A 12,785-nucleotide genomic window follows, 5' to 3' on the forward strand; every position below is an offset into this window, starting at 1 on the left:
GGGACAGCCTCTCTGGAGAGCACTAGCGGATCGTGGAGCCCCACATGTTTGTGAGGTAGCGGCGCATGAAGAAGATGAAGATCAGTGCCGGAATCACCAGCAGGAAGCCGCCGGCGAACCGGTAGGCCAGCGGCGACTCGGCCAGGGAACTAAGGACCTGGGCCGGCAAGGTGCGCTGGTTCAGGGTGAGGATCGACGCGCCGAGGACTTCGTTCCAGGACATGACGAAGGTAAAGATGGACGCCGCCGCGATGCCGGGGATGGCCATGGGCATGACCACCTTGAGGAAGGCCTGCACGGGGCTGCAGCCGAAGATGCGGGCAGCTTCCTCGACGTCGCGCGGCACGCCCAGGAATACCGAGGACGTGATCAGGATGGTGGTGGGCAGCGCCAGTGCGGTGTGGAGCAGGACGACGGCGAGGGCGCTGTCGTACAGGCCCGTCTGGAGGAACAACTGGGCCAGCGGCACGGACAGCACCACGATGGGCAACGCACGGGTGAAGAGCAGGAAGAGCTGGTAGGGGTCCCGGCCGGGGAAGGCGAAACGTGCCACCGCGTACCCGGCGGGGACTCCGATGATCAGGGAGAGCAGGAGGGTGAAGATGCCCACCTGGACGGAGTTGATGAGCCCGGGCAGGATGCCCGTGGACTGCAGGAACGTCTGCATGGTCTCGAGGGAGAAGTTGTTCGGAATAAAGCTCAGGGGGAACGTCTGCAGGGCCGCCCTGCTGGAGGTGGCGGACAGCGCGATGAGGTAGATGGGGAGCGCCATGAAGAGCGTGATGACGATGCAGCCCACCTGGAGCAGTACCCGGTTCCTGCGCCGCCGTGCCAGCGGCCTGCGGTCCACTTCCGGCTGCGGCCGCGAGTCCGGGGCCGTTGTCTTGTTGGTGGTGGCGTGGCTCATCGGGCGGCCTCCGATTGGTCTCTCAGGAGCTTGAGGTAACCGACGGCGGTCACCATGGATACCGCCATGACCACCAGGGCCAGGGCCGAGGCCACGTTGGCGTCCTGCAGGCCGGTGTACCACCGGTAGGTTTCACCGACCACCAGCGGAAAGTTCTGGCCGGTGAGGGCAAGCGCCACGGCGAAGGTCTGGAACGCGAGGATGGTCCTCAGGATCAGGGCCGTCTGGAGGCTGGGACGCAGCAGCGGTAGGGTCACGTGCCAGAGCCGGTCCCAGAACCCCGCGCCGAAGACGCCGGCTGCCTCCTCGTAGTCCTTGGGGATGGACTGCAGCCCTGCCACCACGATCACGAACACGAGGGACGTGGCCCGCCAGACCTCGGCGATCAGCACGGCCATGAACATCGAGGCGTAGTTGTCGTAGGCGAGCCAGGAGACCGGTTCAAGGCCTACGGAAGCCAGCACGGAATTGAGGTATCCCCGGTCCGTGAAGACGGTCAACCACACCAGGCCGGCGGCAAGGTCGCTGACGGCCAGGGGTATGGCCCAGATGTAGAAGTACACCGACGAGCCCCGCGGGTTTGCCCGGATCAGCAGGGCCATGGAAAGCGCCAGGACGAACTGGATCGGAATCATCACCACGATAAGGAGCAGCGTGTTGCCCACGGAGGACCAGAAGTAGGGGTCCTGCGCCATCCGGCTGAAGTTCGCGGTCGTAAGGCCTTCGGGGCCGCCGAACGCCTGAAGGATGCCGCTGACCATCGGCCAGCCGAAGAGCAGCGTCATGAAGATGATGGACGGGGCAATCAGCAGCATTGCTGCCGACGTTCCGCTCCTGCGCGGCCGGCCCCGCGGCGCTGCAGGCCGGGGCTTGGCGGCCGCCGGAGCGTCGGGGGCTGCCATCAGGCGACCTTACATGGGGTCTGTTTGGGATCGGGCGCCCAGCAGGGGACGTTGAGGCTGTCCATGATCTTCGCGAGTTCCGCACCCTGCCGGTCCAGCGTCGCCTTCACGTCGGCGTTGTTCAGGCAGATTTCCTGGAAGCAGTTCTTGAAGAGCTGGGAAACCTGCGGGTCTTTTTCTCCCAGGCCGACCGGCGGCAGTGCGAGCAGCGCATCGGAGGCCTCCTGCTGGGCCTTGACTGCCTTTGCCTCAAGGGCCACGCCGCCGGGAAGGTCGCCGCCGACGTCCGTCTTGACAACGGGGAAGAAGGAATTGGATTTCAGTGTCTCAATCTGCGCCTCGGGCTTGGACAGGGCCTTGATGAGTTCGAAGGCCTTGTCCTTCTCGGGTGAACCTTGGGGCACTGCCATGCCGCCGACGATCAGCAGGTAGCCCTTGCCCTTCGGACCGGACGGCGCCGGCACCATCAGCCACTCGTCGGGCTTGTCCTTGACCGCGGTGATAAGGCGGGCCACATGGTCCCAGGCCACCAGGACCTCGCCGTTGCCGAGCGGTTCCTGCATGAAGTCGTAATTCGCGGAGGCCGGGTTCATGTTGGCCCAAAGCTCCCGCATATAGGTCCAGGCCGTGACGGCATCCGGGTTGCGGAAGGTGGTGATTTGTCCGCCAGTGAAGCTGGGGAGGAGGAAACCCTGGTAGAAGCGGTGGTGGAGGCCCTTGGGCCCGGCCGGAAGGCCGAAGACCGGCCGGCCGTTCGCTGCCTTGGCGGCCTGCGCCCATGCCAGGTACTGATCGTAGGTGAGCTTGTTGACGTCGGCTCCCGACGGCAGCCACTCAAGCGCCTTCTTGTTGATCGCCAGCACATATGTCGCCTGGATCCACGGAATGTACCGGGGAACGTCCGTGCCCAGCTTGGACAGCTCCTTCAGGTCGTCTGAGTATCCTGCCGAGGACAGGTCCTTCATCAGGGAGCTCAGGTCCTCCAGCTGTGAGGCGAAGGGAACGAGGTCGCCGTGCAGGCCTCCTGCAATTCCCACCTCCACCTTCCCTGCGGCAAGCTGGGATTTCAGGGTGGTGTTGAAGATGCCGGTGTCAACGGGGTTGTAGGCCACCTTGATATCCCCGGCGAACTTCTTGAGCGTGGCTTCGTACTTTTGCCGCTCCTCCACCGGGGAGAACTGGGTGGAGAGGAAGTTGACCGAGCCAGCCCCTCCGCTTCCGCTGGTATTCACGCCGCAGGCCGCGAGGAGGGGGCCTGTGGCCAGGGCCAGCAGGCCTCCTTTCAACAAGGTCCGCCGGCTGACGTCGAAGTGAGCGAGATCGGACATGGGAGCCTCCTGCTTAAAGGGCAGATAGTATTTTTGTCTGATGATCGATCATAATTGTGTGATCCAGACCACGTCAACGCCCCGGCTGCAGGACAGCCTGGTCCACTTCAGAGGGAGCGAGCAGCATGACCCAGCAGAGGACGCTCGTCGGGGGCTCGGGCCAACCTCCGGTAGGGCTTGCCACAAGTGCCGGCCATGTACTCCAGCTGCTGCGCTCGAACGCGGCAGGTTACAGCCGCGCGGAGCTCCTGGACATCACGGGCATGGCGCGGTCCACCCTCTATGAACGGCTCGACGCGCTTTTTGCCGCGGGCCTGGTTTACGAATCCACCCCAATCCATGCGCAGCGCGGCAGGCCGCCGCGCGCCCTTCGCTTCGATGACCGCAACAAGCTGGTCCTCGGCATCGAGATCGGCCACACCCATGCGGGGATCCACCTCCTGTCCCTGAGCCGCGAAATCGTGGGCTCCGCCCGGCTGCCCATCGACATCACGCGGTCCCAGGAGGACGTGGCCGGCCAGGTCATCAAGGAATCCCTCCGGCTGCTCGACGGGCGGCAGCCCGTGGGGGCGGGAGTGGGACTGCCCGCTCCCGTGGACCCGCTCCACCGGCTGGGGCTGGAGCGGACTGTCCTTGCCCACTGGGACCTCCTGCGCCTGCAGGAGGTGATGGAGTCAAGGCTGGACTGCCCGGTCCTGCTGGAAAATGACGCCCGCTCGATGGCCGTCGGGGAGGTCCGGGAGCCGCTGGAATCCCTCGTGGCTGTCAAAGTCAGCACCGGCGTCGGCTCCGGCATCATCGTCGGCGGCGCCCTGGTGCGTGGCGCCCACGGCGCCGCCGGGGACATCGGGCACGTCCGCATTCCCGAGGCCGCGGGCCGGCGCTGCCGCTGCGGCAGGGACGGCTGCCTCGCCGCGGTGGCCTCGGGGCGGGCGCTGCTCGCCGATCCGAAGCTCTCCAGCTATGGGACGCTGCGGCAGCTTGTGGACGCCTGTGACAGCAATCCCGCCGTTCGCTCCGCCGTCGCGGAAGCCGGAAGGGTGCTGGGACGTGCGCTCGCCGCGACCGTGGGCACGCTGAACCCGGGGCGCATCGCCATTGGCGGGCTCGTCGGAGTGCTCCCGGACTTCCTGGGCGCCTGCCGCCGGCAGATCCTGGACGACGCCTTCGAACCCTCCTTGGTGGACCTGGAGATTGTGCCGGCGGACAGCAGGACCGCCACGGCCATTGGACTGTGCAGGCTGGTGGAGGAGAGCCTCTACGCGCCGGAGCGTGTTGAACAGTTGCTGGTGCAGCGGGCCGGCTGAGAAGTGAAGCCTTCCCACACTGGCCACGCCCCTCGGCCGTCCCTAGACTCGGGCTATGACCACTTCAAACTTCAATGCCCTCCTGTCCACCCAGATCGGCAATGAGTTCACTGCCTCGCAGCAGTACATTGCCGTGGCCACCTGGTTCGCCAACCAGGACCTCCCCCAACTGGCCAGGTACTTCTACCGCCAGTCCGTGGAGGAGCGGAACCACGCCATGATGATGGTCCAGTACATGCTGGACCGGGACATCACCTTCACCATCCCCGGCGTTCCGGCCGTCCGCAACGACTTCGCCTCCGTCACCGAGCCGCTGGCCCTGGCCCTGCAGCAGGAGAAGGAAGTGACCAAGAACATCGAGGACCTGTTCCGGGCGGCCCGTGGCGAAAATGACGCTTTGGGCGAGCAGTTCATGCTCTGGTTCCTCAAGGAACAGGTGGAGGAAGTCTCCTCGATGACCACGCTCCTGAACATCGCCGAGCGCGCGGACAACCTGTTCGACATCGAGAACTTCATCGCCCGGGAGACCATCGGCGACGGCGGCCGCGATGCTTCCGCTCCCGAAGCGGCGGGCGGCGCGCTCTAACCCCCGCCTGGCCCAACTAAGTAGCGCTAAGTGTCGTTTTGGAGGGTCATAACGACACTTAGCGCTACCTAGTTGGGGTGGGGGGAGGCGGTGGTGAGGTTCGGCACCACTGGTGGCCCGCCGCCGTCGTGCGTTGCTACGCTGGAAACCAAGGCTCTGCACCCGAGCCTCCGGACGACGGTTCAGTACCCGGCACACGACAAGACTGGCCAAAGGATCCCGTATGTCGTGGCTGATACTCATTCTTTCCGGCGCCCTTGAAGCCGTCTGGGCGGCAGCCTTGCACCGCGCCTTCCAGGCTTCCGGACGCCGCCGCATCGCTCCGGCCGCACTCTTCCTGGTGTCCGCCGCGGCAAGCACCGGCGGCCTGGCCCTGGCCATGCAGTCCATTCCCACCGGCACGGCCTACGCCGTGTGGGTCGGCGTGGGCGTGGTGCTGACCTCCGCCTACGCGATTGCCACCAGGGTGGAGCGCCCGACGGCGGCACGCCTCCTCCTGCTGTCCGGCATCGCCGTGTGCGTGGCGGGCTTGAAGGTGGTGGCGTGATGCTGCAGCGCAGGGTTCCCTGGGTGGTCCTGCTGGCCTCGGCGGCCCTGGAAGCCGTGTGGGCCACGGCCCTTGGCCTGTCCTACGGCTTCAGCAAGCCGCTCCCCACCATAGTTTTCGCCGTTACGGCAACGTTCAGCATGCTGGGACTGGGCTGGGCCATCCGGCACATCCCCCTGGGCACCGCCTACGCCGTGTGGGTGGGGGTTGGCGCCGCCCTGACCGTCGGCTGGGCAATGGCCACCGGCGCGGAAGCCTTCAGCGTGCTCAAAGTGGTCTTTATTGCGGGGATCGTTGGCTGCGTTGCCGGCCTGAAGGCTTTGCCGCAGGACCGGTAGAACCGCGCAGCACCAGGTCGGATGCCAGGACCACCGGCGAGTGCGTGGACTGTTCACCGGCAAGCTCGGCAGCGAGGGCATGGACCGCAGCGTGGGCAATCGCGGCGGCAGGCTGCCGGAGCGTTGTCAGCGGCGGATCGGTGAGGGCCATCAACGTCGAGTCGTCGAAACCGACGATGGATACGTCTTCGGGCACGCGCAGGCCCCTTGCCCGGGCGGCACGGATGGCTCCAAGGGCCATGACATCGGAAGCACACACAATCGCCGTATGGCCAGAGTCGAGGAGTTCGTTGGCCGCGCTCTGGCCGCCTTCCACGGTGAACATGCTCGTGGCCGTGTGGGCCTCGGGGTTGTCCACGCCCAGGAATTCGGCGAGCGCCGAGCGGAAGCCGGCGAGTTTCTGCCGGCTGGGGATGAAGCGGTGGGGACCAATGGCCAATCCCACTTTGCGGTGTCCAAGGCTGGCAAGGTGCTGGACAGCGGTGCTGATCGCGGCTGCATCGTCATTGGACACCGAGGCCGCTCCGAGTTCCGGGCGGGGGCCGTTGACCAGCACGAAGGGGATTCCCCGGCCGCGAAGGCGGTGGTAGCGCTCGAGGCTCGCCTGCCCGTCAGCGTGGGCACTGCAGATGAAGATGATGCCGGCGGCACCCTGCGCCACGAGCATCTCGATGTATTCGTCCTCGGAACGCCCTCCGCCGGGCAGGGCGCAAATGACGGGAAGGAAGTCCTCCTGGGAGAGCAGGGAGACCACGGCCTGGGCTATGGCGGGAAAGATCGGGTTGGCCAGGTCCGGGACGATGATGCCCACCTGGCCCTTTACGTCACTGCGGGCCCGGTCGGGACGTTCATAGCCGAGGTCGTCCATGGCGGCCAGCACTGCCTGCCGGACTTCCCGTGAAACGCCCTTGCGCCCGTTGACCACCCGGGACACCGTGGCGATGCTGACGCCGACCTTCCGCGCCAGGTCTTCCAATTTTGGACGTTCGGTTGCGGCGGGTGCCGCCCCGCCCCCGGTCATGCTCATGTGGCTCCTTCACCGGAACAGGAGTCCGGACGTCATGGTGCTTTCAAGTGTACGGACAATTGGCTGCCCGGATCATGAAAACGAGACGTGAAATTTTCAGCAAAAACATTGACGCTATGTGAAAGGAAACTTAGGCTCGTGGATACCCCCGCTCCTCACCGCTGACGGCCGGGGCGTCTTCAAGGAAGGTCTTCCATGACTCATCACTCCACAAAATCCGGGCCGCCTGCTGCCCTCAACAGGAAACTCACCGCAGCCCTGGCCGCGGCCTGTGCCACGCCTCTGGCCCTGGGGAGCTTCGCCCTCCCGGCATCCGCGGACCACACGGCCGCACCCCAGGCGGTGGCACTCGTTGGCTCGCTGCAATCGGAAATCGGCTGCCCCGGGGACTGGCAGCCGGACTGCGCGGCCAGCCGGCTCCAGCCCGTTGAGGGCTCGGCAACGCTCTACCGCGCCACCTTCGATATCCCCGCCGGCACCTACGGCATGAAGGTTGCCCTCAACAATTCGTGGGACGAAAACTACGGTGCAGGCGGAGCAGCCGGCGGCGGCGACCTTGTCCTCAACGCCCCCGGCGGCCCTGTCACCTTCACCTACGACCACGCCAGCCACACCCTCAGCGACGACGTCCCCGAGGCACTCGGCGCCGAAGCCGGCGCGCACTGGCTGTCAGCGGACACCATCGCCTGGCAGGCCCCCGCAGCCGAGGGGACAACCTACCGCCTCTACAGCGCGCCCGACGGCGGCCTGGCGGTGGCGGACGGGCAGGTCACCGGCGGCAGCTACACAGCACTGGAAAAACGGCCGGCGCACTGGAGGCAGGGCTGGCGGCCAGGTACCCCCACTTGGCCGGCTATGCCTCGCTGCGGATGGCGGAAGGTGACGCGGCCGGCGCCGGCGAACTGCTCAAGGGCCAGCTGCTCGTCGCTTCCATCGGTGCCGACGGGAAGGTCACGGCAGCCACCGGAGTCCAGGTCCCCGGCATTCTGGACACCCTGTACCGCGGCGCGGCGGAACGGGAACTCGGGCTGGCGTGGAAGGGCAACCGCCCGGAGCTGTCACTGTGGGCGCCGACTGCCCGCAGCGTCACAGTCCACACCTACGCCTCGGGCTCCGGCGGCGGGCCCGTCTCCAGCCGCCCCATGGAACCGTCCCGGGACGGTGTCTGGTCCGTGACCGGAGACAAGGACTGGAAGGGCGCCTACTACCTGTACGAGGTGGAGGTCTTTGTGCCGGAAACCGGCAAGGTTGAGCGGAACCTGGTTACCGATCCCTACAGCGTGGGCCTCTCAGCCAACTCTGAGCGCAGCCTCTTTGTTGACGTGGAGGACAAGTCCCTTGCCCCTGACGGCTGGAAGAAGCTGCAGAAGCCGGCACTCAACAAGCCGGAGGACCTCTCCCTCTACGAGCTGCACGTCCGCGACTTCTCGATCACGGATTCCTCCGTCCCGGAAACACACCGCGGAACGTACAAGGCCTTCGCAGACCCGGACAGCGACGGCATGCGGCGCATCCGGGAGCTGACCGCTGCCGGCATGAACGCCGTCCACCTGTTGCCCGTCAACGACATCGGCACCATCGAAGAGCGGCGCGGCGAACAGCTCGAACCAGGATGCGACCTCGCGGCCCTCCCCGCGGATTCGGAGGAACAGCAGGCATGCATCGCGGAAACGGCGGCCAGGGACGGGTTCAACTGGGGCTACGATCCCCTGCACTACACAACCCCTGAAGGCTCCTACGCCACCAGCCCGGACGGAACCGCCCGGATCACCGAGTTCCGCGAAATGGTGGCCGGCCTCAACGCTGCCGGTGCGCGCGTCATCCAGGATGTGGTCTACAACCACACCTCGAGCGCCGGCCAGTCCGGCTCCAACAACCTGGACCGGATTATCCCCGGCTACTACCACCGCCTGAACGCCGCCACCGGATCCCTTGAGACCTCCACCTGCTGCGCCAACACGGCCACCGAAAACACGATGATGGGCAAGCTCATGATCGATTCCCTGGTAACGCTTGCCAAAACCTACAAACTGGACGGCTTCCGCTTTGACCTCATGGGCCACCATTCGAAGCAGAACATGCTGGACGTCCGGGCAGCGCTGGATGAGCTGACCCTCGCCAAGGACGGCGTGGACGGCAAGAACATCACGCTCTACGGCGAAGGCTGGAACTTCGGCGAGGTGGCCAACAACGCCAGGTTCGTCCAGGCCACCCAGGAGAACATGGCCGGAACGGGCATCGGCACCTTCAACGACCGGCTGCGTGACGCCGTCCGTGGCGGCGGGCCCTTTGATCCCGACCCCCGGGTCCAGGGCTTCGCGTCCGGCCTGTTCACCGACCCCAACAGCTCCCCGGCCAACGGCACGCCGGAGCAGCAGAAGGCAAGGCTCCTCCTTGCCCAGGACCTGATCAAGGTGGGACTGACCGGCAACCTGAAGGACTACTCCTTCGTTGACCGCACCGGAGCCACCGTCAGGGGCTCCGATGTGCCCTACAACGGGGCACCCGCGGGCTACACCAGCGATCCGCAGGAGGCGGTCACCTATGTGGAGGCGCACGACAACGAGACACTGTTCGATGCCCTCGCCCTGAAGCTGCCGCAGGACACTCCCATGGCGGAACGGACACGGATGCAGACCCTGGCGCTCAGCACCACGGCGTTCAGCCAGGGGATCTCCTTCTGGCACGCGGGCGGGGAATCCCTCCGCAGCAAGTCCCTGGACCGCAACAGCTACGACTCGGGTGACTGGTTCAACATCCTTGACCACACGGACGGCACCAACGGCTTCGGCCGCGGACTGCCGCCCAAGGCCGACAACGAGGACAAGTACCAGTACCTGCGCCCGCTGCTGGCGGACCCCGCACTGAAGCCTGCACCCGCCGCGATCGCTGAAGCGCGCGGTCGGGCGGCTGAGCTGCTGCGGATCCGCAAGAGCACGCCCCTGTTCCACCTGGGTGATGCCGGCCTGGTGCAGCAGAAGGTCTCCTTCCCTGCCGCAGGGCCGGACCAGGCTCCAGGCGTCGTGGTCATGCACATCAACGATTCCGGGGGTCCGGACGTGGACAAGGACCTGAGCGGGCTGGTGGTGGTGTTCAACGCCGCCGACGAGGCTGTAACCCAGGCTGTTGCCGGAACAACCGGTACCGCCTACAGCCTGCACCCGGTCCAGGCATCGGGCATCGATCCGGTGGTCAGGACGGCCACCCACAATCCGGCCACCGGGACCTTCACCGTCCCGGCCCGCACCGTAGCGGTGTTCCAGGCCGGCTAGCCCACCCCAAGCAAGCCCGGCTGAAGAGCCCGCTGCTGAGCCTCCCCGCCTTCAAGGACGGACGACGGCGTGCCCGGCGAAACGCCGTCGAACGTTGCCGTCCCGAAGCCCAAGGCGGGGAGGCTCAGCGCATGTCCGGGCGCCGGGCAGTCTAGGCTTTTGCCATGGACTCCCCCGAGATCACCCATGCCATGGACGCCCTCCGGCACCGGCTGGTTCCCCGGACGCGCATCATCCTGGGCATCGTCGGAGCGCCCGGCTCGGGCAAGTCCACCTTCGCGGCATGGATCCGGCAGCAGTTCGGGCCCGGGCAGGCCGTGGTGGTCCCCATGGACGGCTTCCACCTGGGCAACGCCATCATTGACGGCACGCCGCTCCGGCAGCGCAAGGGGGCCATGGACACGTTCGACGCCGGCGGGTACCTTTCGCTGCTGGACCGCCTGGCCCGCCGCGACGAGCCGGTGGTTTACGCACCGGAGTTCCGGCGCACCCTGGATGAACCCGTGGCAGCCTCCATTGCGGTGCCGGCGGAGGTGCCGCTGGTCATCACGGAGGGCAACTACCTGCTGATGGAGCAGGGACCCTGGAAAGGCATCCGCGCCCGGCTGGACGAGGTGTGGTTCGTGGACACGCCGCCGGCGCTGCGGCTGGGCCGGCTCGTGGAAAGGCATGTCTCGTTCGGGATGGACCGGCAGGCGGCGGAAGCGTGGGCAGCCGGTCCTGACGAAGCCAATGCCGTGCTGATCCTGGCCACCCGGCAGGCGGCGGACCGGGTGATCCCCTGGGATTAGGCCGTGCCGCGATTGTGAATATTTGAACCTGAACAAGAGCAAACGAACAGGAGAACCCATGGCTTCCACAGTTGGACTGGGCGACGGCCTCAACGTCAGCCCCCTCGGCTTCGGCGGAATGGCGCTCACGCCGGTCTACGGGGAGGTGGACCCGGAGGATGCGCTCCGGACGCTGCATCACGCCGTCGACTCCGGTGTCAGCTTCATTGACACCGCGGACATCTATGGCGGGGGCAGCAACGAGGAACTGATCGCCCGGCTGCTGAAGGAGCGGCGGGACGAGGTCCAGCTGGCCACCAAATTTGGGTTGGTGGGTACGCCGGCGGACGGCTACACGGACATCCGCGGCGACGCCGGCTACATCCGCCAGGCCGTAGACCGCAGCCTGCAACGGCTGGGAACCGACCGGATTGACCTCTACTACATGCACCGCCGTGACCTCCGCGTTCCGATTGTGGAAACCGTGGAGGCCATGGCGGAGCTTGTGCAGCAGGGCAAGGTCAAGCACCTGGGGCTGTCTGAAGTGACGGCCCAGGAGTTGGAGGACGCCTCCGCCGTCCACCCCATTGCGGCGGTCCAGAGTGAATGGTCCATCTGGAGCCGCGACGTGGAACGCAACGTTGTTCCTGCCGCGGCCGCCCTGGGAGTGGGTTTTGTACCGTATTCGCCGCTGGGCCGGGGATTCCTCACCGGCACCGTGGACGCCTCGAGCCTGGGCGAGAAGGACTTCCGACGCCGGATCCCCCGTTTCGCCCTGGATGCTGCAAGTGCCAACCAGGCAGTGGTGGACACCGTCCGGTCCGTGGCAGGCCAGCTGGGCGCAACGCCCGCGCAGGTGGCACTCGCCTGGCTGTTCGCCCAAGGCAGGCGGCTGGGCCTGCCGGTGGTCCCCATCCCCGGCACCCGCAAGCGGCACCGGATCGACGAAAACCTGGGCGCCCTGGCCCTGGACCTCGCCCCGGCCCAACTGGACGCTTTGGACCAGGCCTCGGCCGCCGTCGTCGGTTCCCGCTCAGCGGACCCCAACTGGGTGTCCGAGGGCCGTGAATAGACTCAGGCCCATGGACTCACTTCTGTATGACCTGCCCGCCCTGACCATCCGCCGCATTTCAGTCAGCGAAATGGACAACAACGTGTACCTGCTGACAGCCAAAGGCAGCGGCGAGCAGGTGCTGATCGACGCCGCGGACGACCTTCCCGCCATCCAGCAGCTGCTGCAGGACGGCGCCGCTGACACGTCCGCACCAGCCCGGCTGGCCGTAGTCGCCACCACGCACCAGCACTGGGACCATGTCCGGGCGCTGAAGGAGCTGGTGGCCGCCACCGGGGCTTCGACCGTTGCGGGAACGGACGACGCCGGTGCGTTGCCTGTCGCAGTGGACCGGCCCCTTGGGCACGGGGACACCGTTGCCGTGGACGGCTTTTCGCTCACGGCCGTCCACCTGCGCGGGCACACGCCGGGCTCGACTGCCTTTGTGTATGAAGACCCCGAGGGGCCAACGCACATCTTCTCCGGCGACTCGCTGTTCCCCGGCGGCGTAGGCAACACCCAGAAGGATCCGGAGCGCTTCAGCCAGCTGCTGTCCGACGTCACCGAGCGGCTGTTCGGCGCCTACCCGGACTCCGCCGTCGTGCACCCGGGCCACGGCAAGCCGACGACCCTGGGCGCCGAGCGGCCGCACCTCGAGGCGTGGCGCGCCCGCGGCTGGTGAGCACCCCGCCGCTTTCCGCTACCGAATCGGACGGGCGCGCCCCGGGTCCCCGGGGGGGGCCGGCGGTT

The 12,785-nt window shown here is 66.8% G+C and carries 12 protein-coding genes, 1 pseudogene and 1 riboswitch; of the genes and pseudogenes, 9 read left to right on the forward strand and 4 right to left on the reverse strand.

Going from position 1 to position 12,785, the window contains the following annotated elements; all coding sequences use genetic code 11:
- Positions 1-22: 22 nt before the first annotated feature.
- The 3 genes from ACQ3DC_RS05720 to ACQ3DC_RS05730 are packed head-to-tail and all read right to left on the reverse strand — an operon-like array spanning position 23 to position 3,137.
- Positions 23-907 (reverse strand): carbohydrate ABC transporter permease, encoded by an 885-nt coding sequence (locus ACQ3DC_RS05720; RefSeq protein WP_157240619.1) that lies wholly within the window; start codon positions 905-907, stop codon positions 23-25.
- A complete protein-coding gene (locus tag ACQ3DC_RS05725; RefSeq protein ID WP_197432452.1) occupies positions 904-1,809 on the reverse strand; it encodes a carbohydrate ABC transporter permease in 906 nt (301 codons plus the stop codon). Before ACQ3DC_RS05725 ends, ACQ3DC_RS05720 begins: the two co-directional genes overlap by 4 nt.
- Positions 1,809-3,137 carry an ABC transporter substrate-binding protein gene (locus ACQ3DC_RS05730; RefSeq protein WP_321214612.1) on the reverse strand — a complete coding sequence of 443 codons (1,329 nt, stop codon included), beginning with the start codon at positions 3,135-3,137 and terminating at the stop codon, positions 1,809-1,811. The genes ACQ3DC_RS05725 and ACQ3DC_RS05730 overlap by 1 nt, the downstream gene beginning before the upstream one ends.
- Positions 3,138-3,262: 125 nt before the next feature.
- Between ACQ3DC_RS05730 and ACQ3DC_RS05735 the strand changes: the two genes are divergently transcribed.
- The 4 genes from ACQ3DC_RS05735 (at position 3,263) to ACQ3DC_RS05750 (ending at position 5,915) form a co-directional block, all read left to right on the forward strand.
- Positions 3,263-4,444 carry an ROK family protein gene (locus ACQ3DC_RS05735; protein ID WP_430751763.1) on the forward strand — a complete coding sequence of 394 codons (1,182 nt, stop codon included), beginning with the start codon at positions 3,263-3,265 and terminating at the stop codon, positions 4,442-4,444.
- Positions 4,445-4,499: 55 nt separating this feature from the next.
- Positions 4,500-5,030 carry a ferritin gene (locus ACQ3DC_RS05740; RefSeq protein ID WP_157240616.1) on the forward strand — a complete coding sequence of 177 codons (531 nt, stop codon included), beginning with the start codon at positions 4,500-4,502 and terminating at the stop codon, positions 5,028-5,030.
- 148 nt (positions 5,031-5,178) lie between these two features.
- Positions 5,179-5,244: riboswitch (guanidine-III (ykkC-III) riboswitch) on the forward strand.
- A gap of 9 nt (positions 5,245-5,253) precedes the next feature.
- Entirely contained in the window at positions 5,254-5,577 is a 324-nt protein-coding gene (locus ACQ3DC_RS05745) for a DMT family transporter (RefSeq protein WP_321214614.1), read from the forward strand.
- Positions 5,577-5,915 (forward strand): DMT family transporter, encoded by a 339-nt coding sequence (locus ACQ3DC_RS05750; protein ID WP_157242884.1) that lies wholly within the window; start codon positions 5,577-5,579, stop codon positions 5,913-5,915. The genes ACQ3DC_RS05745 and ACQ3DC_RS05750 overlap by 1 nt, the downstream gene beginning before the upstream one ends.
- On the opposite strand, the gene ACQ3DC_RS05755 is transcribed toward ACQ3DC_RS05750, so the two are convergent.
- Entirely contained in the window at positions 5,857-6,942 is a 1,086-nt protein-coding gene (locus tag ACQ3DC_RS05755) for a LacI family DNA-binding transcriptional regulator (RefSeq protein ID WP_157240614.1), read from the reverse strand. The two genes, ACQ3DC_RS05750 and ACQ3DC_RS05755, sit on opposite strands and share 59 nt — an antisense overlap.
- Before the next feature lie 195 nt (positions 6,943-7,137).
- On the opposite strand from ACQ3DC_RS05755, the pseudogene ACQ3DC_RS05760 reads away from it, so the two are divergent.
- The 5 genes and pseudogenes from ACQ3DC_RS05760 to ACQ3DC_RS05780 form a co-directional block, all read left to right on the forward strand.
- Positions 7,138-7,677, forward strand: a pseudogene (locus tag ACQ3DC_RS05760) (pullulanase-type alpha-1,6-glucosidase); the annotation flags it as partial.
- 110 nt (positions 7,678-7,787) lie between these two features.
- Positions 7,788-10,214: a pullulanase-type alpha-1,6-glucosidase gene (pulA, locus tag ACQ3DC_RS05765; protein ID WP_430751764.1), complete on the forward strand. Its 2,427-nt coding sequence runs from the start codon at positions 7,788-7,790 to the stop codon at positions 10,212-10,214.
- Between the two features lie 164 nt (positions 10,215-10,378).
- Entirely contained in the window at positions 10,379-11,005 is a 627-nt protein-coding gene (locus tag ACQ3DC_RS05770; RefSeq protein WP_430751765.1) for a nucleoside/nucleotide kinase family protein, read from the forward strand.
- 58 nt (positions 11,006-11,063) lie between these two features.
- The gene (locus ACQ3DC_RS05775) at positions 11,064-12,056 is read left to right on the forward strand and encodes an aldo/keto reductase (RefSeq protein WP_323057509.1); all 993 of its coding nucleotides are present in this window, start codon (positions 11,064-11,066) and stop codon (positions 12,054-12,056) included.
- Between the two features lie 10 nt (positions 12,057-12,066).
- Positions 12,067-12,717: an MBL fold metallo-hydrolase gene (locus ACQ3DC_RS05780; protein ID WP_430751766.1), complete on the forward strand. Its 651-nt coding sequence runs from the start codon at positions 12,067-12,069 to the stop codon at positions 12,715-12,717.
- Positions 12,718-12,785 lie beyond the last annotated feature (68 nt).

The organism is Paenarthrobacter sp. NEAU-H11 (assembly GCF_050573415.1).
GTDB lineage: Bacteria > Actinomycetota > Actinomycetes > Actinomycetales > Micrococcaceae > Arthrobacter.

Excerpts from the sequence above, each read along its gene's own strand:
- ACQ3DC_RS05720 (WP_157240619.1), bottom strand. The coding sequence starts at position 907 with ATGAGCCACGCCACCACCAACAAGACAACGGCCCCGGACTCGCGGCCG.
- ACQ3DC_RS05725 (WP_197432452.1), bottom strand. The coding sequence starts at position 1,809 with ATGGCAGCCCCCGACGCTCCGGCGGCCGCCAAGCCCCGGCCTGCAGCG.
- ACQ3DC_RS05730 (WP_321214612.1), bottom strand. The coding sequence starts at position 3,137 with ATGTCCGATCTCGCTCACTTCGACGTCAGCCGGCGGACCTTGTTGAAA.
- ACQ3DC_RS05735 (WP_430751763.1), top strand. The coding sequence starts at position 3,263 with ATGACCCAGCAGAGGACGCTCGTCGGGGGCTCGGGCCAACCTCCGGTA.
- ACQ3DC_RS05740 (WP_157240616.1), top strand. The coding sequence starts at position 4,500 with ATGACCACTTCAAACTTCAATGCCCTCCTGTCCACCCAGATCGGCAAT.
- ACQ3DC_RS05745 (WP_321214614.1), top strand. The coding sequence starts at position 5,254 with ATGTCGTGGCTGATACTCATTCTTTCCGGCGCCCTTGAAGCCGTCTGG.
- ACQ3DC_RS05750 (WP_157242884.1), top strand. The coding sequence starts at position 5,577 with ATGCTGCAGCGCAGGGTTCCCTGGGTGGTCCTGCTGGCCTCGGCGGCC.
- ACQ3DC_RS05755 (WP_157240614.1), bottom strand. The coding sequence starts at position 6,942 with ATGAGCATGACCGGGGGCGGGGCGGCACCCGCCGCAACCGAACGTCCA.
- ACQ3DC_RS05770 (WP_430751765.1), top strand. The coding sequence starts at position 10,379 with ATGGACTCCCCCGAGATCACCCATGCCATGGACGCCCTCCGGCACCGG.
- ACQ3DC_RS05775 (WP_323057509.1), top strand. The coding sequence starts at position 11,064 with ATGGCTTCCACAGTTGGACTGGGCGACGGCCTCAACGTCAGCCCCCTC.
- ACQ3DC_RS05780 (WP_430751766.1), top strand. The coding sequence starts at position 12,067 with ATGGACTCACTTCTGTATGACCTGCCCGCCCTGACCATCCGCCGCATT.